The 20,635-nt window shown below is 49.0% G+C and carries 17 protein-coding genes and 2 pseudogenes; 7 read left to right on the top strand and 12 right to left on the bottom strand.

All coding sequences use genetic code 11. The annotated features are described in order from the left end of the window. The first annotated feature begins 192 nt into the window (after window positions 1-192). The 4 genes from KBY88_RS15815 to KBY88_RS15800 all read left to right on the top strand — a co-directional run bounded on the left by KBY88_RS15815 (window position 193) and on the right by KBY88_RS15800 (window position 1,855). Complete coding sequence (locus KBY88_RS15815; protein ID WP_315858153.1) at window positions 193-615, top strand: integrase core domain-containing protein; 423 nt, start codon at window positions 193-195, stop codon at window positions 613-615. Between the two features lie 109 nt (window positions 616-724). Further along, window positions 725-1,048, top strand: a complete 324-nt coding sequence (locus KBY88_RS15810; RefSeq protein WP_254940905.1) for a helix-turn-helix domain-containing protein — start codon at window positions 725-727, stop codon at window positions 1,046-1,048. A 150-nt stretch (window positions 1,049-1,198) separates the two neighbouring features. After that, window positions 1,199-1,465, top strand: coding sequence for a DDE-type integrase/transposase/recombinase (locus tag KBY88_RS15805; protein WP_254940904.1), 267 nt, complete (start codon window positions 1,199-1,201; stop codon window positions 1,463-1,465). 9 nt (window positions 1,466-1,474) lie between these two features. Next, complete coding sequence (locus tag KBY88_RS15800) at window positions 1,475-1,855, top strand: hypothetical protein (RefSeq protein WP_254940903.1); 381 nt, start codon at window positions 1,475-1,477, stop codon at window positions 1,853-1,855. Between the two features lie 120 nt (window positions 1,856-1,975). Here the strand turns inward: KBY88_RS15800 and KBY88_RS15795 are convergent, their stop codons facing one another. From KBY88_RS15795 to KBY88_RS15775, 5 genes are all read right to left on the bottom strand, one after another. Beyond that, window positions 1,976-2,920 (bottom strand): glycosyltransferase, encoded by a 945-nt coding sequence (locus KBY88_RS15795; RefSeq protein WP_254940907.1) that lies wholly within the window; start codon window positions 2,918-2,920, stop codon window positions 1,976-1,978. Window positions 2,921-3,495: 575 nt separating this feature from the next. Continuing rightward, entirely contained in the window at window positions 3,496-5,568 is a 2,073-nt protein-coding gene (locus KBY88_RS15790) for a glycosyltransferase family 2 protein (RefSeq protein ID WP_254940902.1), read from the bottom strand. A gap of 15 nt (window positions 5,569-5,583) precedes the next feature. After that, window positions 5,584-6,753 carry a KpsE/RkpR family capsule polysaccharide export protein gene (locus tag KBY88_RS15785; protein WP_254940901.1) on the bottom strand — a complete coding sequence of 390 codons (1,170 nt, stop codon included), beginning with the start codon at window positions 6,751-6,753 and terminating at the stop codon, window positions 5,584-5,586. Next, entirely contained in the window at window positions 6,750-7,538 is a 789-nt protein-coding gene (locus KBY88_RS15780) for an ABC transporter ATP-binding protein (protein ID WP_254940900.1), read from the bottom strand. The genes KBY88_RS15785 and KBY88_RS15780 overlap by 4 nt, the downstream gene beginning before the upstream one ends. Before the next feature lies 1 nt (window position 7,539). Next, the gene (locus KBY88_RS15775; protein ID WP_254940899.1) at window positions 7,540-8,331 is read right to left on the bottom strand and encodes an ABC transporter permease; all 792 of its coding nucleotides are present in this window, start codon (window positions 8,329-8,331) and stop codon (window positions 7,540-7,542) included. Window positions 8,332-9,648: 1,317 nt separating this feature from the next. Between KBY88_RS15775 and KBY88_RS15770 the strand changes: the two genes are divergently transcribed. Both KBY88_RS15770 and KBY88_RS15765 read left to right on the top strand, forming a co-directional pair. After that, on the top strand, window positions 9,649-11,718 hold the full coding sequence (locus tag KBY88_RS15770) for a capsule polysaccharide biogenesis protein (protein WP_315858152.1): 2,070 nt from the start codon (window positions 9,649-9,651) through the stop codon (window positions 11,716-11,718). Window positions 11,719-11,752: 34 nt separating this feature from the next. Further along, a complete protein-coding gene (locus KBY88_RS15765; protein WP_254940898.1) occupies window positions 11,753-13,753 on the top strand; it encodes a capsular biosynthesis protein in 2,001 nt (666 codons plus the stop codon). Here the strand turns inward: KBY88_RS15765 and KBY88_RS15760 are convergent. The 6 genes from KBY88_RS15760 to KBY88_RS15735 all read right to left on the bottom strand — a co-directional run bounded on the left by KBY88_RS15760 (window position 13,748) and on the right by KBY88_RS15735 (window position 19,436). Then, window positions 13,748-15,004, bottom strand: a complete 1,257-nt coding sequence (locus tag KBY88_RS15760) for a beta-ketoacyl-[acyl-carrier-protein] synthase family protein (RefSeq protein WP_254940897.1) — start codon at window positions 15,002-15,004, stop codon at window positions 13,748-13,750. The two genes, KBY88_RS15765 and KBY88_RS15760, sit on opposite strands and share 6 nt — an antisense overlap. Continuing rightward, complete coding sequence (locus KBY88_RS15755; RefSeq protein WP_254940896.1) at window positions 14,988-15,242, bottom strand: acyl carrier protein; 255 nt, start codon at window positions 15,240-15,242, stop codon at window positions 14,988-14,990. Before KBY88_RS15755 ends, KBY88_RS15760 begins: the two co-directional genes overlap by 17 nt. Before the next feature lie 48 nt (window positions 15,243-15,290). Beyond that, on the bottom strand, window positions 15,291-16,178 hold the full coding sequence (locus KBY88_RS15750; RefSeq protein WP_254940895.1) for a GNAT family N-acyltransferase: 888 nt from the start codon (window positions 16,176-16,178) through the stop codon (window positions 15,291-15,293). 527 nt (window positions 16,179-16,705) lie between these two features. Next, a complete protein-coding gene (locus KBY88_RS15745) occupies window positions 16,706-16,933 on the bottom strand; it encodes a hypothetical protein (RefSeq protein ID WP_254940894.1) in 228 nt (75 codons plus the stop codon). Window positions 16,934-17,018: 85 nt separating this feature from the next. Continuing rightward, a complete protein-coding gene (locus KBY88_RS15740; RefSeq protein WP_254940893.1) occupies window positions 17,019-18,215 on the bottom strand; it encodes a GSCFA domain-containing protein in 1,197 nt (398 codons plus the stop codon). 957 nt (window positions 18,216-19,172) lie between these two features. Continuing rightward, window positions 19,173-19,436 carry a hypothetical protein gene (locus tag KBY88_RS15735; protein ID WP_254940892.1) on the bottom strand — a complete coding sequence of 88 codons (264 nt, stop codon included), beginning with the start codon at window positions 19,434-19,436 and terminating at the stop codon, window positions 19,173-19,175. 32 nt (window positions 19,437-19,468) lie between these two features. Here KBY88_RS15735 and KBY88_RS15730 point away from each other — a divergent pair. Next, window positions 19,469-20,502 (top strand): annotated as a pseudogene (locus KBY88_RS15730) (IS5 family transposase); the annotation flags it as partial. A gap of 23 nt (window positions 20,503-20,525) precedes the next feature. On the opposite strand, the pseudogene KBY88_RS16450 reads toward KBY88_RS15730, so the two are convergent. After that, a pseudogene (locus KBY88_RS16450) lies at window positions 20,526-20,635 on the bottom strand (IS481 family transposase); the annotation flags it as partial.

Here is a 20,635-nt window from a genome sequence, read left to right as displayed (position 1 = left end):
CAGTTTTGAGCTTGCGGATGATCTGCTCCGCTGTGTGTCTGGTGCGTTTCATGGTGTAGTCCCCGGCCCAGTCTGGCCGGCTGAGGACTCTCATTCACCCTGCTCCGGCTGCCGGGGTCCACGTCAGAAGGCTTCGCCTAGAGCAAGGGCCGCCAGCAGCCGCTGATTGTCCATGCTGACAACGGCAACGCCATGCGTGCTGCCACACTGGAAAGTCGACTGGAGAAACTGGGCATGGTCAGATCCTTCTCCAGGCCCAGGGTCTCCAACGACAACCCCTACTCGGAATTGCTGTTCCGTACGACCAAACGTCGTCCCGGCTGCCTCAGGAAGCTATTCGCGTCGAGGGAAGAGGCATGCCTGTGGGTTTCGGCGTTTTTGGATTGGTACAACCACCAGCACCGCCAGAGCGGAATCAAATTCGTGACGCCCCAGCAGCGCCCTTGCGCTCAGGCCATAGAGATCTGCCGCCACCGAGCCCACGTCTACAAACAGGCCCGTCAACTGCATCCCGGCCGCAGGAGCCACTCAACGCGCTTCTGGCATCAACCAGAAGTGGTGTGGATCAATCAACCACCTCCAGAAATTGAAAACGTAAGGGTACGTTGGCCATGACTGCTTGATCAGCCGCGGGAACGTCAACGTTGCTGGCAGCTACCGAGGCGGCGGCTCTGCTGATGGCCTCAAAAAAGATCCAGGCCTACTGGGGAGAGGACGGGGGCGATTGACATCTCCCGATGATCGCCGCCAAGCCCTGAAGATCCTCGATGAGGGTCTGGCGGCAGTCGCACGTGCCATCGAGCTGGCCAAGCTGCAGGGGTTGGATCTGAGCGCCCTACAGCGTTGGCGCCGTCAGTTTGCGGGTGATGGGGACCGACTGTATCGCCGTAAAGGCAGCCACCGCTTGATTTCTCATCGCCCCACTGACGAGGAGCGGCATCGGATCCTGCCCACCTGTGACCAGCCTGAATTCGCCGCTCTGCCGCCTGGACAGATCATGGCGGCGCTAGCAACTCGGGGGGTCTACATCGGTTCGGAGCGCAGCTAACACCGCGTGCTCCATGCCCACGGCCAGGCTCATCGCCGTGGTCGGGCTCGTCTGACCCAGTAGCCTCGTCCGGTGCCACGGCTGGAGGCCTGAGGGCCGATCGGCTCTGGAGCTGGGAGATCACCTATCTCCCCACCACTGTTCAGGAGTGTGCCTTACCTCTGCCCGGTGATCGACGTCTGGAGCCGCACGGTGGTGGCCTGGGATGTGGCGAATCGGGAAGTCGCTCAGATCGCCGCCGATCTGCTGAGCAGTGCCTACATCCGCGAACGAATCAGCAAGGACCGCCGCCAACCGGTGGTCTTGCACGCCGACAACGGCAACAACATCCGCGCCGCCAGGCTTGAGGCACGGTTGGAAGAGCTTGGAGTGTTGCGATCGTTCTCCCGGCTGCGGGTGTCGAACGACAATCCGTAGTCCGAATCCTTGTTCCGTACGATCAAGTACTGGCCCGACTACCCAAACCGGCCGTTCGCCAGCAAAGGCGAGCTCTGCGAGTGGGTGGCGACGTTCGTGGAGTGCTGCAACCACCAGCACCGTCACAGCAGTATCAAGTTCGAGACGCCACACCAGCGCCAAAGCGGCCATGCCGTCGAAATCTGCCGGCAACGCGCGCATATCTACGAGAAAGCCCGAAAGAAGCATCCACGGCGCTGGAGCCGATCCAGCCGCTGCTGGCGCCAGCCAGAGGTGGTGTGGATCAACAAGACGCCAGAAGAGCCACTGAACTCTGGCAGTACCATTAGCTCAGAAGGCTTGAAGATCAGCCAAGGAGCGACAACCTTCATGAAAGCAACCGAGTGTTGAACAACGAGCCACCAGAGGGAAGGGATTCGATTCAGCCATTGCCAATAGCCATTTACCTTGGAATTGATGCCATAAATTGACATCGGAGTACAAGCCTGGTTTTATATAACATAAAAAACGCTATAGCAAGCCAAAACACATCAAGAACTGCTTGGCAATGCGGGGGTACCTAACAGAACTCAATGAGTCTCTAATTGCTTCAACATGCGAAGCGAATAACAAATTAGAGAGAGCATGAACGTCGTGCTGCTCCTTGCGGAGTCCCTCATGGAAGGAACGATAGAGTTCAATCATCTCATGAGCAGCACTATTCAATGATGGCTCCGCCCAACACTGACCGGAGGAAAAAGGATAATCAGCTGCGGATAGCGAGACAAGCTCGTAGCTTACTGGCCTACACTTAGAAGACTGAAGACAAAAGTCTACGTTCCCAGAATAATTTGTTGCTATTATGTCCAATCCAAGCAACATGGCCTCGGCGATACTATTGCCAAAACCTTCAGAACGGTGGAGCGAAACATAGCAATGACAACTTGAAATCAAATCAAAAAGCTGATCTGGAGAAAAGTACTGGCTATGAAAGATGATTCTTTCGTCATTATTGCGCAAGTCGATTAGCTTTTGATGTTGTTCAGGCGCAAGTTCACCATGCCATTTGAGAAGAAGGCACACATTGCTGCCCGCACCCTCAGGAAAGGCCATATGAAATGCTCGAATAACACCCTCAGGATTTTTCCTTGCATAACCAGACTTGGTATGCCAAGAAAATATAAATCTATAGGTATTAAGAAACCTTCGAGAGCTCAAAGGCAAGCTAACCTCGCGTGAAGGTTGCACTAGAAACCCAGGCGAAACCAGATCTGAAGGCGGGCTAAACCATATATATGAGAAAGATGACTTTACGAACTGTGAGTAACTCCAAAGCCGATCAAGATAATGAAGAGAAAAACACAGCTCCTGGGGCCACACTGGAAGCTCCCAAGGCCAATAGCCAATCAGGTAATCACGACGAAGAATGTCGATACCTGAACTCAGAAGATATGATATTGACTCAACTGCAGGCATACAAAAAATGTAAATAGCAGGGCCTGGAGGACGGTCATGGCTGATATGATCAAACGTACTGAGAGGAACATCATTTCTTGGATCAAGAGGCACAGAATAAACATTATAATCACTACATTGAAGAGCCTTAAGAACATATGAAGCTGTTATCCCAAGACCGAAGGATGCGGACTGATAGCCGACAACACAAACGGACCTAGAGGCTAGTGCTGCCTTAAGGCGGTATAGCCTGTACAAAAATTTGAAACCGACCATTATAATGTCAAATAGCCAAAGAATGGCAAGAAAAACAAATATAAACAAACTACAGACATAATAAAGTGGAGGCAGAGATGATAAAAAATGCTTTAATTTATAATCATAGATCAGTATCTGTACCTGATGCATAGAACAAAGACTCGGATACTCAGTAAGGCCACTAACGCTAAGCCAAGCCTGAAGCCGGTCAATCCGATATGAATACTTAGATTCGACATGACAACGAAGATCGGGACGTACTCTTAGCAGATCATGAAGGAAGGGTATGAGAAGCAAGCAAAGGTGATATCTGACCGAAAAAAACTTAATTGCCACTATTAAGGAATCAAAACGGAACGGACAAGCAAAGGGAAAGAGGGCTCCGCGAAAAACAGTTGTGAATTAGCAAGAGACAAGTTTGGGCTATAATAAGCGTCTCGACCGTATTTTTCTTCCCATGTCTCTAGTAAATATTTTGCTTCAGCACGCCATCTATAAAGTTTCTGTCCCTTTAAGCTTTTACCTCTAGACAAGGATTCATGATGGATAAGGATCGCATCTGCACAATAAATATTGGAAAGCCCCAGCTCTCGAGCGCGAATGCAAAGGTCAACATCATTATAGTTAATGGGCAAACTAACCTCATTGAACCCGCCTAGGAAGTCGAAGATCTTCGTTCGAATGGCAAGAACTGCGCCTGTAACAGCTGTTACATTTCTTGTAAACATGTGCAGTCCACAATAATAGTGGTCTGACATTCCAGACATTCTAGAATGAACATGACCGGCAACACCACCAAGCCCAAAAACAATTCCGGCATGCTGAATCGTCATGTTTGGATAGAGAAGCTTGGCTCCAACACATCCCACATCACTACGAACTACAGTACGCAAAAGAATCTGAAGCCAATCTGAAGACAACACTTCAATATCATTGTTTAAAAACAATAAAACATCAGAGCCACAGCCTGCGGCGCCAATATTACACAATTTTGAATAATTAAAAGCCCCTGGGGAGTCGATAACTCGAATAAATGGAACCCGCCGCAGTAAAGCTAGATAAGCCAAGCAATCATGATCTGTTGAGCCGTTGTTGACAACTACTACCGAAAGAGAAATTGAATCTAAATCTGTATCGTGGAGCAAGCCATTAATACATTTCTTTAGGATGGTTGTGCAGTTTTTTGTTGGGATCACCACAGTTAAAGAGCAATTCAGTCCAGCAACAACCTTGGCGATATCAGCCTTCCTGGGCTCAGGGCGGCTGAGGCTAAATGGTAACGTCTGGCAAAAGTTGGTGTTGACCTCGCGGGTTAATCGATGGCTGATCACAAGTGGAACATGGACGATGCTAAAGGGATGCGGGAGCAACTCTATAATCATCGACAAACCAGACGAATAATTCAATAAAGAGCACAATAGATCCGACTCATTCAGCAAGACTAAGTCAAGCCTGAGTGAGTAAATAGGTATAAAGTCATCATCAGCTTTGAACAGATATGAATCCCAAGCAGTCTTGAAGTATGGGAATGATCTTACGCCTTCTTCGTCAATCCGATCCTCATCCCAGTAATAGATACAGTGTCGATCATCGACTAGCTGCATCTCAAGTAAAAAAGCCAATCTATTAATATCAATGACAGCATCAATAGAAGAATTAACAATGAAAAATGAGCGACTAGACGGCTCATATATTATAAGCTGTTCAGAAGAAGAAAGACGTAGGTAGTCCTGGCCACTCTTCAAGCTTGTTGAAAAGAACTCAAACTCAGTACACAACCGGAGCAGCGTGGATTTATCTATCGACAAATCCCTAACAATAAAGCTAAACTGAATTAAAGAATGCAGATTATGATGCGACTGAAAGAGGTTATATTCTTTGATTTCGAGCCTGCACCATTGTGCATAGGAAACTCGGTGATCAACAAAGCGTGTAGTTTTTAGATAAGAACGCCATAAAACCGAGATGTTAATGGATGAAGACGAAGATGAGGTGCCTCCTGTCTTTGTAATAAGTTGAATTCGTCTAGCAAGATCATTTTTTAAAAACACGGGCCAGTATGTCCTGAACTTAACTGAATATGACGGACCATGCCCTTTACCCTCATGATCTAGATAACTACATTCTATGACAAGATCTAAGGGAAGATCCCTGGGACGTACAAAGATAATTCGTCTTTTTTGACTGCCAGATTTGACAATGGCTAGTTTACCTTTCAGAGAGGATAGTGTGGCATAGCCATACATCCTAGGGGCACTTATAGTTAAAACATAAAAACCTGGTAGCAAGCCATGAACAAGAAATCGTCTATTTACAAGTATTTGATTAATCCTGACTGGCCTAAGATAAATGTAAAGCCTCTTAAAAAATGAAGACAAACGATCAGTTGAAGCAAATACTGCGATCAACATAGAAGTTACTAGAACTTAATATCGATGCTCGTAGACGATTGATCTAACTGAAGCAAATACAATGTAAATCAGAAAAGTAGCTAGGGTAAAGAGGAAAAAATTTCTTACTCTCCACGCAGTGTCTTGATCAATAGGTTTGTATACGTCTGACAAGGCAACAAGATACTTGACCTGAGATTGAGCAAGAATTCTAGAAGTTTCAGCACTCGTAAGGGCTAGCTTGTACAAATCTTGTGTCAAAAGAATTTTGGACTCCAATGCTTGCTCTTCAAAAAGGAGATTTGTAAGGTTCTTACTAGATGTACTCCTTAGAGCTCTTCTTCGTTCGGCAGAAATCTGATCCTCTAACGATAGGATTTGATCCTGGACATCTCTAACTTCAGGCGCGTTAGGATCATTGAATCGGCGCCTGAGTGTAGAAAGCTCAACCTTAAGTTTAACTAATTCCGAAGTTAATCCTGAAATAAGTGAACTGAGTGTGTCGGCTTCGGCCTTGGCGCTAAGTTTATTATTTCTAATCTGATACTTCAACAAATCTGAACGTGCATCAACAAGACGTGATTGGACTGAGTCTATCTCCTTTTTGGCCTCAATCAACTGACTCTTGCTGATGCCTTGGGAAATTGTATTAACAAAATCCTCAGATTGCTGTTTAAGGAAAAAAGTAATATTATAGGCATCTTTTGGACTGAATGCGGTTGTAGCTATACTCAATGTTCCATCCAAGTCGTCGACCTTTAAGTTAATATTATTTTTATAAAAACTAAGAAGAGAATCAGTTCCAATACCATTAGGAACTCCGGAAAATATATCAGGACTCCTGATCGCATAAATCTTTCTAAGATTAAGCTTTTGATCAAGCTTTTGAAACAGCTGAGGTGATTGCAAGTACTTGACCAAATACCTTGCGTCTTGAGATGAATCTTGATTGGGTTTGCCTACTAGCGCCGAAATTGCATTCAAAGCAGTAGAGGATTCAGCTTTTTCGGGTCCACGAATAAATAAATCAATACTGCTTACATAGCGAGAACGAGCGATTCCGAAGAAATATACGGCGTAAGCAGATGTAAGTATTAAACATATGGCAAGGCCCTTGCGATCAACCAAGCTTTTGAACCGCACTGCGCTGGGAAGTCTTCCCCTGCCTTTAGCCTTTTTAAAGACATTTCTAACAATGCTAGTCAATTTGATGCCTCCCTGACTTCGGGTTCCAATTTAGTCATTGACTTGTTGCGAATGCTTAGCAGCCGCCTCTGCTCTCTAACCTCAGTTCTACTCATGCCTTGGTTGACATCATGCTTGTTGACAACGCCTAAGGTATCGGTGTGACATTTAATTGCCTCCTTAATACTATCAAAGCGAGTAAGAGCACCCTTTTCCAAAACAAAAGCATGATCACAGTGTAAGCGTAAGCCCCATAGATCATGAGATACCATCAGGAAAGAAGCTCGTTCCTGTCGCTTCGAGATTGCCTCAGCAGCTTTATTTCTAAAATCTGCGTCACCAAAAGCTGTTATCTCGTCCATAATGTAAACACTGAAATCAATAGCCATGGACAATCCAAATGCAACTCTGGCTTTCATCCCACTTGAGTAACCTCTAAATGGAGCGTCAAAGCTATCACCAATGTCTGCAAACTCTTGAACCTGCTGAACAATGCTGTTAACATCACGTGACTTGCCATATATCTTTGCGACAAATCGTACATTCTCTCTTGCGGTTAGACTGCCTTGAAATCCACTCGACGTACCAACTGGCCAAGATATTTTCTCATCAGATATAACCCTGCCACTGTCAGGCTGTTCAATCCCAGAAAGAATTCGCAATAGAGTAGATTTACCAGCTCCATTTCTTCCAAGGATAGCAATGGATTCACCACTTTTAATGGTTACATTTAAGTTTTCGAAGACTGTCTTCTGACCAGCCTTTGTGCGGTATGACTTGGAAATATTGACGGCTTGGATTGTCATACTATCCTTCTGGTTGGGAGACAGCTGCTGAAGCAGAGGAGTACAGTGCCAATGAGAGTCCAAATAGGACCAATGTTGTTACTATAGCATAGGAAGCACTCACATCCGCAATTGGATAACCTGCATAGAGAGCGTGCCTAGAAAATTCTGTAATATGTAAAATAGGGTTCCATATAACGAAAGGTCTCCAGTTGGCTGGAATGTAAGCCGCAGAAAAGAATACGCCGGCTGACAAGTATAAAGGACGCGACAGGGCTGGAATGATGCTTTTGGACCACGGCAAAATTCGAGTGGCCATCATGGAAAGTATGGATAAACTTAAGGACAAAAGCATGTTAAGCAAGTACATGAGAATAAGTGCCAACGGATCATCCAGTATGAGATTGTCCAAATATATGCATGTGAAGCCCCATGCGATCAAGAAACATGTAGCGTAAATCATTGCCTCAAGCAACGTCCTTGCAATTGCTGTATCAATTGGCTTGACGGGTCTGTAAAAAAACAATGCACTGTTAGCGTCCAAAGCTCGTATGGATCTGATAGAAGACTGTATAGCAAGAGTAGCATTTATAACACCCACCAAGAGGAATAGAATTGTATTCAAGCCTCCTACAGCAGCATGCTGCTTAATGATTCCAAAGATAAGCAGGAAAAATGCCACCACTAACAGTGGCTCAATGAGTACAGCAAATATTCCCAGCTTTAGGCCACCAGAGCGTGTTCTAAGCTCCCTAAAAATCAGAGACGATATAACTTTTAGCTGTAGCCTGAAGGAGTTCGCAAATCGATTCATGATAAAACATTAACCAACAAGTAAGCCGATAAGCCCTTCATGTAACAAGTTTAAGGCTATTGATTTAATTAATTAAACTTTCTTCCATTCTAGATGTTCGATTTGATGGTGTCAACCGTTGACGCCTGCCCAGCCCTGCGTCTGACTGGTTGCATCGCTGAGTCGCTTGGCTGCTCCTCGGGCCCTTCCCTTGGACGGATAGGACCTTCTGCCGGTCATGAGGATACATGTCAACCAATTGTAATTGGATTGGGTATTTACCAATCGGGATAGGCTAGCAGCAAATGCTTATTCAGCAACCACGCGCACCGTTTGTCACTTCTGATGTGTGCCATTTACTGCCAACAACATTTTGAGGATGCGCCTCGGGTTTCAATTGGATTTGCTATGCTTCATTGCGTACAAGAAATAGAAAAGCACTACCCTTAAGGTGACGTAATTGTGAACCGTGTCACAGGCATATGCAGCAAGACTGGCTCGTCATCATGGGGAAGGAATTCTGTTGGCAAATCAAGACTTTCCTCACAATAGGCAGTTGAAAACTCTGCGGACCAATCCTTCGGCTGGGCGTGCCTCTCAGCCCATGGGGACTGACGAATCGACAAAATATCCTGGAGAATTGCGACTTAGAATTGCTCTGCCTCATGTGCCTGTGCATCTAGCTCGTTCCTATCGTGCTGGTTCTCCATCGTTAGATCGCACGGAAAAGCCCATGCCAGACTGCTTTCATCGGTTTGTTCTCTTCCTTGACGTGCTGTAGCGATGAACAAGCGGGAAGCTCACTCAAGTTATGGTGACAGATACGTGGTGGCCTAAGGGGCAATTCCTCTTGCGCGCGGCCCACGCGCTAGCTCAAGATAGTGACATCATTGTGCGGACTGCTTACTCTGCATTTCCACAGATGACTACCATAGATCTCCAGTTGCGTAGCCTTGTTGTGGCCCTTATCAATTGCCCCACCCGATTGAAGCCCAAGCTCGGTGAGTTGGTACAAGGTAGTTTTGGCCACCGCCACGTTCTTGCCAAGGGTTGTTTAATGACCTGAATCTCGGCGAGTCGAGCCAAGGGATAATGTCAAATGAATATCGCGAGCATGTAACACTACAATCTACGTAGCATTTTGATTGTTAAGTACCCAATGATTGGAAGTAACACTCTTGACGCTCTTCAATAGGCCATCGTTGAATCGCGTGGGACGGCTGATCGCTTTTCATGGTTTTTTCTGTATAATTAAAGTGCTTAGTAGTTGTCTCAGGTCTCTGCATAGCCAGTTAGCGGGGCTACGGCCAATTTTTTAATTTTGTGAGGCTTGTCTGAATGGATTCTATTCACGTTGAGATGATCGAGGACGTCCCACCAGAAGCATCCTTACTCATTGGTGCACCATGCAGGGGCATCGCTTCGATCGTCACACTTGACGCTTTGCTGATGCCTCATCGCATTGTTCGGGGCCGGTCAACTTGCGCCAAAGCTGACGTGAGGGCGCTTTTGGCATGGGGCCGTAAGTCGTCGGGTCGCGTTGCGGCAGCCTTAGGAGTGCGGCGACAACTACCCGTTTGGCTCTGTGAAGATGGCTTTTTGCGTTCAATTGAACTCGGCTCAGATGGTCCACCCCTCTCCCTATTAGTCGATGATCTCGGCATCTACTACGACGCATCAGTGCCCAGCCGCCTCGAGCAATTGATTTGTCAGCCCCTTGATATTGACGGGCGCTGCAGAGCTGCTCAACTCCAGCAATTGTGGTGTGAGAATCGTGTCAGTAAGTACAATGGTTTCAGCGAGTCACCAGTCCCCTCAGAGCCCTTCGTTCTCGTTGTTGATCAAACTGCTGGAGATCTATCCATATCCCATGGACTGAGTACACAGCAGAGTTTTCACGAGATGCTCTCAGCTGCCTTGTTCCAGTATCCCCATGCCCTTGTTGTTGTCAAGGTTCATCCAGATGTCGCTGCCGGTCGAAAGCGGGGTCATTTCAGCCCAGCCCAGTTGACCGACCCCCGCATTCTTGTTGTCCACGATGGAGGCCACCCCACCGCACTGCTGGAGCGTGCAGAGGCCGTCTTTGTGGTCACTTCTCAACTGGGCTTTGAGGCATTGCTCTGGGGGCAAACAGTTCACTGTTTTGGCATGCCGTTCTATGCCGGATGGGGTCTCACGCAGGACCTGCTCCCAGCACCATTGCGTCGGGCGGGCCATCGGCCCACCCTGGAGCGGCTTATCCACGCCTGCCTGGTGGACTATGCCCGATACATTGACCCCCATCATCACCAGCGCTGCTCCCCGGAGCGCCTGATACGCTCGATCGGACTTCAGCGGCGGCTTCGAGGTGAGTTGCCATCCCGCATTGAGGTCTTCGGTTTCAAACCCTGGAAGCAGCCAATATTGCGGTGCTTTTTAGCAGGATCGCGTCTGCGTTTCCGTCGCCGCCATAGCTCACCCACTGTCACTGCAACCACTTTGGCCATCTGGGGTCGGGAGCCAGGCCGGGGGGTCGCCCGTCGTGTCGCTGAGAGTATCCCACCAGCACTGCTTCACGTTGAGGACGGCTTTGTGCGCTCCGTGGGTTTGGGAGCAAATCTCATTGAACCCTTGTCGTGGATCATTGATCGCAAGGGCTTGTATTACGACGCCAACCACCCTTCCGACCTCGAGCTACTTCTTGAGAACTCCCATTTCAGTGCATCAGACCATTTGCGCTCTGTACGGCTGTGTAAGCAGTTGGTAGCCGCATCGATCACGAAATACAACCTTCCAGCCGATCCATGGCAGCGTCCCTTTGAGGCTACAAGGGTTGTGCTGGTGCCAGGACAGGTGGAAACGGATGCCTCGATTCGATACGGTGCTCCACTTTTCACCTCCAACCTCGCTTTTCTAAAGGCCGTACGTGATTCGGAACCGAATGCGTGGATTGTTTACAAACCCCACCCCGACGTGGTGGCGAGGCTGCGACAGAACGCGGATGACTCCGCAGCATTCATGGTCTATTGCGATGAAATACTTACCAATGCTTCGATCGCCCAGCTCTACGATCAAGTCGATGCTTTGCATGTGCTTACGTCACTTTCTGGTTTCGAGGCCCTCCTTCGAGGCAAAGAGGTCCATACCTGGGGCATGCCTTTCTATGCTGGCTGGGGGCTAACCCATGACCGAGTGTGCATCACACGACGCAAGCGCACCCTGAGTCTGGAGGAACTTGTGTTCAATTGCTTGATCGTTTATCCCCGCTACGTCAGTCGACATAGTGGTTTGTTCATCGAAGTCGAGGAGGCCATTGCGGAGTTAATTGCTTGGCGCAGTTCCCCGCCTCAGCGACTCGGCATGCGGCGGGGCGTCTTCCGCCATTGGCGACGGGTTATGGATTGGCTCAGAGCGTGCCGTTGGGATTAGAAATCGCATTAGAATTGAAATCTAGAAAAAGGCAATGAGACAGCCGGTACTCAAGGTTGAGATCACGGGGCCGGTGCTGCTGTTGATGGGCCCTATCGGAATTTTCTTCTCACGCCTTGCGCGCCATCTTGAGAGGCGCGGTGTACCAGTTTACAAAGTTAGCTTTCCCTTGCACGAGTTCGGCTTCCGTCCAAGTCAGCGCATACCCTACTCTGCAGAGATGGATACCTTTGGCGACTTTTTGCAGCACGTGATTGAGGAGAAGGGAATCCGTCATCTGTTCATGTACGGGGATTTCATCGACCCCCATCGAATCGCAATTGATGTGGTCGAAAAGATGAATCAGGCTGCAGTTCAAAAGTCTTCTCCTGCTCCACCGGTTGAATCATGGGTGTTTGAGTTGGGCTACATCCGTCCGAATTATGTGAGCTTGGAGCAGGATCGCGTCAATGCTCGATCCAGTCTGAACAAACCTGTTGAATTCTACCGTTCCCTTCAACCCGTGGTGAGAATTCCTCAAGCACGGAGAGAGTCTGGCTTGCGCTGGCGCAAGGCCTGGAAAATCCCCACTTTTTTGCAACATGCATTTACATCTTATCCGATTATTTCTGGTCCACATAAGCTTCAGCCACGACCAAGTTACTTGTTTGCCCAAGTTCGTGGATTCTTGCGGAAGTATTGGTATGTTTTTTCTGAACGTTCTGTCCACCTTCGTCTTCGTGATGGAAAGCCCTACACTCTTGTGGCACTTCAAGTGGAGACCGATTCCCAGATCACGCTAGGCTCACACTATTCGGGTATGGAACCTTTCATACGAGAGCTTATCGGCTCTTTCGCAATGGTCGGACCCACGAATGAAGTACTTGTATTCAAGCATCATCCGCGAGATCGTGGTTATACTAATTATCGCAGCCTTATTGAAGAGCTGGCCTGCCAGTTTGGAATTTCTGATCGAGTCCTCTACTTCCATGATGGTGCCTTGGGTCCTTTGCTGAAACGCGCCAAAGCCTTAATTACCATTAACAGCACAGTGGGTCTCCAAGCATTGTTTCACGCAACGCCCACGAAGGTAATGGGCCGTGCATTTTACAACCTTACTGGGCTTACAGACCAGCAGGACCTTGAAGGTTTTTGGCATAATCCTCAGCCTTCTGATCGGGATCTGTTCCGTCGTTTCTATCAGCACTTGATCTGCACCACACAAATCAATGGAAATTTTGATGGACTTTTCCCTTTTCGCCATACATTTGCGGTGAGTTCGGAGCTGGAGATCAATAGCTGGGGCCCACTTCCAAGTTTTCTTCAAAAGCTTTTTCGTATTCTATCACTTATTGAAGCATATGGTTTGTACGGTTTACAGTTAATTGCTCTTTGTTTTGGTCTACGCGAGCGGGCAAGATCTCTTCTTGAGAAGTCTGCCCAGGCAGGGCTTAGAGCTTTTGGAGTTCAGGTGTTCATGGACAGGAGAGCAGAAGAGATAAAGCGCCCCCAAATTCATATTGCCAACCATGGTCATCCTCTTGACGTACTATTGGTTCAGGGGTATTTCTGCGAATGTGGCATTACCACTGCCTCCGATCACATGGGCTGGCTCCTTCCCTTTTTCCGGGTGAGTGCCAGCAACTACGGCCATCTCCACCTTAACTACCTTCAACCTGATTCACGCCTTGACGGATTGCGGGGTCTGCTGACGATTCTTAAGAAGCGTGGTCGTGTGTTTCTACACCCCTCGGGATCATTGGTTACCCCCATCACAGAACGGGTCTCTGGTAGTCTCTATCTGCTCTCAAGGCGTAGCGGAGCAGTGCTGGTACCCTGGCATTGCAGCTACCACGGCTTTCCGGCCCACGAAAAGCATCTGCGATATAAACCCCTCGCTCTTCTGTGGCAGCGCTTATTCGGCCCAGAAGCCACAATCGTTTGTCAAGAAGGTAGGCCTATAGATCCCAATCGATTCCGAACACCTGAGGCTCTTTCAAAGCGAATTTCAAGGCTATATCTAATCGAAGAGCGCAAATTAGATCAGAAACTATGAGCATCTGGGAGCCTCAAACACAAGAGCGACATTGTGGCCTCCGAATCCAAAGCAGTTATTGAGAGCATGGCGAAGATTTGCCTCAATAGGTTGGGGACGTTCAAGAACCAATGGCAGGCGTAGCGCAGCGTCCGGGTCATTACAATTCCGACCTGGGGGCACCACGCCATCCCGTAAGGCGAGGACAGTCAGTACCGATTCCATTGCACCTGCAGCTCCAAGTAGATGGCCCAGAAGTGCTTTGGGGGCAGTGACCCAGGGAAGATGGTGGTCGGGCAGATTTGAACAGAGTCTCCCGAGGGCCCGGGCCTCTGCCAAGTCACCCAGTGCAGTGCCAGTGGCATGAGCGTTGATAAAGGCTAATTGATTTGGATTGATTCCTGCATCAGCCATGGCGATGGCCATTGCCCGTTCGGCTTGGCGTCCTTCAGGTTCAGGAACAGCCACGTGATGACTGTCTGAGCTAGATCCTGCCCCTACAAGATAGCCAAGTGGCTCGTGTCCTCTGGCTCTCGAGTCAGACTCTCGCTCAAGGACCAGAGCGGCCGCTCCCTCCGCCAGGACGAAACCATCACGCCCCCGATCAAACGGCCTCGAGGCTTCCTCTGGATTCGTATTGCTTTGGGACAGCGCACGCATGGCTCCGAAAGCCACCAGAGCAAGCCGATTTACAGCAGCCTCGACACCACCTACGAGCACGGCGTCGGCACGCCCCAGACGCAGGAGATCCATGCCCCACACGATCGCTTCAGCACCACTTGCGCAGGCGGCAGTAGGAGCATGCACTCCACCGGTCACCCCAAGCGCGAATCCGACTTGTGCCGCCGGAGCATTTGGCATCAACATCGGTACTGTAAGGGGATGAACCCTCTCGGGTCCACGCGTCTGAAGCACGTTCCACTGTCGTTCAAGCGTTCCAAGACCGCCCATGCCGCAGCCAAAGACCACAGATGTACGATCGGGAGATACATCTGGTCTACCCGCATGATCCCAGGCTTCGAGTGAAGCTAGAGTTGCCATCTGGCTGTTTATATCCAGACGGCGTGCCTCAAAGCTTTCCATGACTTGAGTGACGTCGAAGTTGCAACGTCCGCCAATTCTGGTTCCTAGGTCTGCGCACCAGGCCGGATCAAGAGCCACGATGCCAGAACTGCAGGACAGGATTGCTCTCCATGTGCTGACAAGATCAGGACCGAGTGGAGACACGGCACCAAGACCAGTGACGGCGATCCGCTCACTTGACTGTGGCATTGGAATTCAGGTATTGAACAAACTCACCAACACTTTTTAGGCGAGGCAGATCCTCTTGGGAGATTTCAACGCCGAAGCGCTCTTCTGCCTCAAGCAACAACTCAAGCATCGTCAGCGAATCCATGCCGAGATCCTCTACAAAACGTGCATTCGGTTGTACTTTGTTGTGATTAATTCCAGCAACCTGGACAAGAAGATCCCGAAGTTCATGAATTACCTCGGAGTTTGAATCTTGCATGGGTAACGCGAAACAAAATGAGCTTAAATGGCTGACACAATCGAAATCCTACCAGACTTGCTTCAAATCCTGACGCACAAGGATTTTTTCTTGGCGGAGTCTAAGTCCACTGAGATCAGAATGCATGAGAATCTCGCATATCTGATTAAAATCTCTCGCCAGTGAGAGGCCAACGACCCTTGCATTGGCAAGCTGCCAATATTTACGAAGTAGCAGTGGCAACCTAAAGGTGTCATCATAACGATTCCTTAGAACTAACTCTAAGGCCCTTAATTCATTCGGTTCCCATGTCTGTTGATCTGTGTCATCGTCTTCTTTAGAATGGCTTGGCCAGTGATGGCGTGGTGAAGGCACTGAAAAGTCACCATAAAAGGGGGCTTTCATTAATGCCTTGATAAAGGCTTGATGAAGTTCGTCTGAATGCTGGAAGTGGTTATAGGAAACCATCCCAAGTGCATGTCTGTGTCCAGTCGCTAGCGGAATGCTTGCCATTGCCTGAAACAGAACTAGAAGCGCATCGCTATGCCGTTGATAAGGAGCTGCGACGAAACTACGACCTAGCTCTACATAGGTATGACCGGCTTCGGCCATGCAACGGTCGAGCCCAGGATAACAATGCTCCAAATAGGAACAGTTTCCGCTCCATTCGACGTGATGCCACTGGGAGAAAGACATCCGTAGAGCTGCGGCCAATTGCCAAGCTTCCTCATCCACCACCAAAAGGTGCCAGTAATGATGATCGCGGCCGTCAAGATCAAACTCATTCGGTCCATAGGGAGAAATACTCCGATAGGTGCTTGCCCTTACTTGGCCGACCCAATTTGCAATTTCTATAAACCGATCAGGTGGTAATAAATGAGCAACTAGGTTATCGTACGAGAAGCAACGATAAGGCTTTAGGCTCAAGCATAACGTGCGGGAATCTGCTTGATCCATACATTCCAAGCCATTTTTGAGAAAGGGGTGATGGGCTGGAATGGCGTCAAAAGCAAAGGTTTACTCTAGGCCGAAGAATTTGTAGCTATTAATGCTGTGTTGAATTTGACTTATAATTATAGTGATTACTTGTTTAGAGAGAGCGCAAGGAATTACTTCGACAAACGGAACAAAATGAATTGGAAGAGATTTCTAATTATTTGGGCTAATACTAAAAAACTAATAAAAACTGAATTAACTTACGCCTTTTTCTCTTGCTAACTTAGGCGCATCAAACTAATTAGATAGCCTTAGGTAAAGCTGAAGCATCCTTAGCAATTTTCTGATTTTCTTCAGAGTGTTACATTAAGGTTTTCGAGTATCGTCCGAGTTCGACTCGGAGCTATATTCTTAGCGATCGATTATTGCTTGAAGTTGATACTTGATGCCTGTGAACTTTCTAGGGTTAAAAAAATGTGCTTAAAACGTTGGCTTTAAGCACAGGTGCCTAGCAGCTTGGATTAATAGTTGATACCAAGTTGTTAATTTTAATCGTGATTTTCTGTCTCGGGTTGATTTTGAGTCCTGGCACGAGACTTTTCTGCGCGCTCTTCGCGCAATCTCTGGTTGGACTCAATGTTTGCTTTCATGCTTTCAGCCCGTTCTTCGCGAACTTTTTTGCGCTCATCTCGAGAGGCTTCACGACTTTGACGGAGCTCACTCCTCTGTTGAGGAGTGAGTTTTGCTTGTTCGGTGGTTTGGTTGAAATCTTCCATGGAAAAACGGTTGGATTTTTTTAAAGGAAAGGTGAAACCTTTCAGACGATGTGATGATTAGGAGTTGGATTGGGCGTCTACATGGTTAATCTTGAATTGATTCATCAGGAACAGTTTTTTTGCTGGCTTGTCTACGTTCTTCTCTTGCCTGTTGTTTCGCAATACGCAGTTCATCACGCTCTCTGATTCGTACGGCTCGCAGGGTTTCTTTTTCTGCGTTTCTTGGGCTATTCTGCATGAGCTTGTTTCTTAAGGCTCTCTTCAAGACTGGATCTTGATCAGCGTCTATTTTAAGCGCTTCAGCGTAGACCTTTCCGAGTTTTTCATCATCCATTTCTGTGTTACAGAAATAGCGCTCAAACGCTGACATGATGTAACTTATAACATGTTGCTGTGGATGTCTTAAGTCTGAGGTTTGAGAATTCTTAAATGCTTGGGTTGCGATTTCAAAAGCAGGAAAGTAGAAGAAGTTGTCGTCACTATCTTTTTTCTCTTCATGGAGCTTATCTATGGCAACCCGAATGATTGATTTTGATATTGAATTTGCAGTAATGCAGGAAATTGGACGAAATGTGGCCCTTAGGGGAATTGGAGAAAGGGTGAAGAGAATGCCGGCTGACGGATTAAAGCGCCTAATTAGTGCGTATATTTTGTTAAGTCTTTCGTAGGTTTCTTCAAACGTGAGGCTTCTGAACTTGTGCCGTGTTGGATCGTAGGAATCTTGAGGTATTGCACGCCAAAAAACCTCTCCCGTAGGCTCGTCATACCAGACTTCTGACAAGCCAAATGTTAAGATGAAAAGCTGTGCCTCGTCGAAAAGTTTTTTCGTGGCAAGTCTTACATTTTCATCGTAACCAAAGTCTTCGGCTTTCCATCCATGCCACAACGAAACCCCAGGTACTCTATTCTCCCAAGCCCATTCAAACTGCTGTGCAATGGAATGAACGTTGACCATGCCATCGGATATTTTCTGGACGTAGGCATCGCCTTTCTTCTGGGTTGTTACGTTGAATCCCATGCCGGCTAGATATCGACCTATGTTAGAAGCGAAGCAAGACCCAAAGGCAACAACATTCGAATCAGCTTGAACAAACCTTTCTTTAGGCATCCAACCGTCAAGTATGTATTTCGGTATTGAGGATTCGTTCAGCATGTCAGCCCTATCAGGGTGGAATCTGGCATTTTCTCCACGATAAAAAGATCGTGTTGTCGATCTTTTTTCGCCTTCCATTTCAAACTCAAATAGTGCAGGCCTGCCTTCAACGTTCGATTGGTAGCTCATTTTAAATTCTCAGTTTTACTCATTATAGTCCCTAAATCGGGGGATTGAAGTGCCATGGTCATGACGGAAACCAAGCTGTCACAAGGGCTAATGCACGTATGCTCAAATGTGCTTCTAAAGCTCTTGCGATTTCCGTGCATCAACTTTCATTTGACAGTCTTTTTTAAATAAACTTTATCTTCGTAACATCATTACATTCAAATACCAGGAGATTGCACGGCGCGAAGGTCTCCATGTCAAGCCGGGGGCATGGCGAGCGTTTACGGAAACTGCTCGCTCGTCTCACTGCCACGCGCTTTGCTGGGCGAGTTGGACTCCACTTCTTAACTCAACAGTCTCTAGAGATTCTGTTCTGTGCTGAGAAGCTTCCTCTGGACGAGCCCTGAGAATCACCTTCGCATGGTTTGGCGCGAATAGGCTGCTCATCCATGGCATGCAGTGTGGGACCCCTTTGGCCGGAGAGGGCAAGATGATGGAGAGCCAATGCCTCTCGGCAGCGTGGCCATCGTCATCCTGGTCTTCTGCGTTGGCGGTGTCTGCCTGAGGCAACGACGTAGGCGTGGTAGGATGATATGTTATTTCACCGCGCAACCTCTGCAGACTTCCAATCTTACCCGTGTTGGGCATGCGCGCAGTCACCCTCCTCAACTGGTGGAAGGCCCGGCGTTCTCAGAGGAAGGTTGCCTTGGAGTCCAAGACGGAACCTGAGGCGCTGGAGGAACCGGAGCACGAACCCCATGATTCGCTGGCTGGGAGGCGCGGTTTTATGCCACCGAAGTGAGTGCCCACTGCCGTCAGGGAACTTTTATCCCAAGTAGGTGGAGCGCGGGGTTATCCATGCCAAGATCAATAGAATCAGTCTTCGGTCTAACTGTATGAGGGAGAGGCATTGAGCACCGCCACAAATCTGACATTTTAGCTGTGAGATCTTACATGTCTGTAGCTGCTCATACTAGATCAACGGCTTAGGAGAAAACCATTCCAGGACTTATCTTTTGATTCTGCGGCGAAGTGATCCATACCTGCTGGTCTGAGGAGAGGAATGACTGGTGTTTCGTAGTGCCGTCGGTACGATTTTTGACCCTTGATGTGGTTATTGCCAAAGGCGCCTGCACCAGTGAGAAGGACCTTGTTTTGGATGTTGATTCCTGCCGCTTCTGCTTGCACGGAACCAATGGCAGGCGCAAGGAATTCTAAGAGCTTACTGAAAAACCTGCCCATCTCTGCGAAAATGGACTAACTGCCAAGCCGAGATGTGCGGTCAACGGGAGCGCAGCGGCTCCCTGTTCTCCTACGTGTCGATCGAGGAGCGGATCCCGGCCAGTCACCCGCTGCGGCGGATCCGCAAGCTGGCGAATCAGGACCTCGATTGGCTTAATCCCCCCTTTTGCGCGCTGTACGCATTAGAAGGCCGGCCATCGGTGCCGCCTGAGCAGCTCTTGCTGACCTCGCTGCTGCAGACGTTCTATGGGATCCGCTCGGAGCGGTTGCTGCTGGAGCAGCTTCACTACAACCCGCTGTTCCGCTGGTCTGTGGGCCTGAGCCCGGATGATCCCATCTGGCACACCACCCCATTCACCAAGAATCGGGATCGTCTGCTGAACGAGCATGTGATGGGCAGGTTCCTGGAGAAGCTGATGACTGCACCGGAGGTCAAACCGTTGCTCAGTGATGATCACTTCTCGGTGGACGGCACTCTGCTGCAGGCCTGGGCCTCCCATGCCTCGCTGGAGTGGATCGAAGGGCAGGACGTCCGCCGCCTGCGCCATCAGGCCCCGGCGAGGGTTTCGGAGCACCCAAGGAGGGAAAGAAACGTGCCAAGGGTGATTTCCGCGGCATCAAGCTCAGCAACCAGACCCATCGCTCCGGCACTGACCCCGATGCGTTGCTGGCCCGCAAGTCCAACGCCCACCCAGCACTGCCCGGCTACCGGGGGCACGTGCTGGTGGACAACCGCCATGCCCTGGTCGTCGACTGCCGCGTCACCCAAGCGACGGGCACCGGTGAGCAGGATGCGGCCGAGGCGATGGCAGCAGATCGTTCCGGTGCCCACCCAAAAACCATCGGCTTCGACACGAACTACGACACCAAGGCATTCGTCGCTGAGATGCGCCGCATCGGCGTCACACCGCATGGGGCGCAGAACACCGCCCGCCTTGGCGGTTCAGCCATTTATAGTCGCACCACCCGCCATGAGGGCTACGCCCAATCGATCAACGCCCGCCGCGGCATCGAGAAGGTGTTTGACTGGATCAAGCAGTGGGGTGGCCTACGGGAGTTCAAGCTGCTTAGCTGTGTTTTCTCATCAGGTCATTCAGCAATCAGCTGCCGCTGTAGGCACTGCTGAGGCGTGAGGCCACCGAGAGCCATCTGGCACCTGCTGCCGTTATAGATCCCGAGATAGCGGGGCAGCCAGCGGT

Source organism: Cyanobium sp. Morenito 9A2, assembly GCF_024345575.1.
GTDB lineage: Bacteria > Cyanobacteriota > Cyanobacteriia > PCC-6307 > Cyanobiaceae > ATX-6F1.
The sequence above is the reverse complement of the archived record's forward strand: the minus strand, read 5'-3'. Positions and strand labels throughout refer to the sequence as shown.

What these genes read in the sequence shown, in the direction of transcription:
- KBY88_RS15745 (WP_254940894.1), bottom strand. Translation starts at nt 16,933, where the DNA reads ATGGAAGATTTCAACCAAACCACCGAACAAGCAAAACTCACTCCTCAA.
- KBY88_RS15775 (WP_254940899.1), bottom strand. Translation starts at nt 8,331, where the DNA reads ATGAATCGATTTGCGAACTCCTTCAGGCTACAGCTAAAAGTTATATCG.
- KBY88_RS15765 (WP_254940898.1), top strand. Translation starts at nt 11,753, where the DNA reads ATGAGACAGCCGGTACTCAAGGTTGAGATCACGGGGCCGGTGCTGCTG.
- KBY88_RS15770 (WP_315858152.1), top strand. Translation starts at nt 9,649, where the DNA reads ATGGATTCTATTCACGTTGAGATGATCGAGGACGTCCCACCAGAAGCA.
- KBY88_RS15795 (WP_254940907.1), bottom strand. Translation starts at nt 2,920, where the DNA reads ATGCCTGCAGTTGAGTCAATATCATATCTTCTGAGTTCAGGTATCGAC.
- KBY88_RS15735 (WP_254940892.1), bottom strand. Translation starts at nt 19,436, where the DNA reads ATGGGCAGGTTTTTCAGTAAGCTCTTAGAATTCCTTGCGCCTGCCATT.
- KBY88_RS15750 (WP_254940895.1), bottom strand. Translation starts at nt 16,178, where the DNA reads ATGGATCAAGCAGATTCCCGCACGTTATGCTTGAGCCTAAAGCCTTAT.
- KBY88_RS15760 (WP_254940897.1), bottom strand. Translation starts at nt 15,004, where the DNA reads ATGCCACAGTCAAGTGAGCGGATCGCCGTCACTGGTCTTGGTGCCGTG.
- KBY88_RS15755 (WP_254940896.1), bottom strand. Translation starts at nt 15,242, where the DNA reads ATGCAAGATTCAAACTCCGAGGTAATTCATGAACTTCGGGATCTTCTT.
- KBY88_RS15790 (WP_254940902.1), bottom strand. Translation starts at nt 5,568, where the DNA reads ATGTTGATCGCAGTATTTGCTTCAACTGATCGTTTGTCTTCATTTTTT.
- KBY88_RS15740 (WP_254940893.1), bottom strand. Translation starts at nt 18,215, where the DNA reads ATGAGCTACCAATCGAACGTTGAAGGCAGGCCTGCACTATTTGAGTTT.
- KBY88_RS15780 (WP_254940900.1), bottom strand. Translation starts at nt 7,538, where the DNA reads ATGACAATCCAAGCCGTCAATATTTCCAAGTCATACCGCACAAAGGCT.
- KBY88_RS15815 (WP_315858153.1), top strand. Translation starts at nt 193, where the DNA reads ATGCGTGCTGCCACACTGGAAAGTCGACTGGAGAAACTGGGCATGGTC.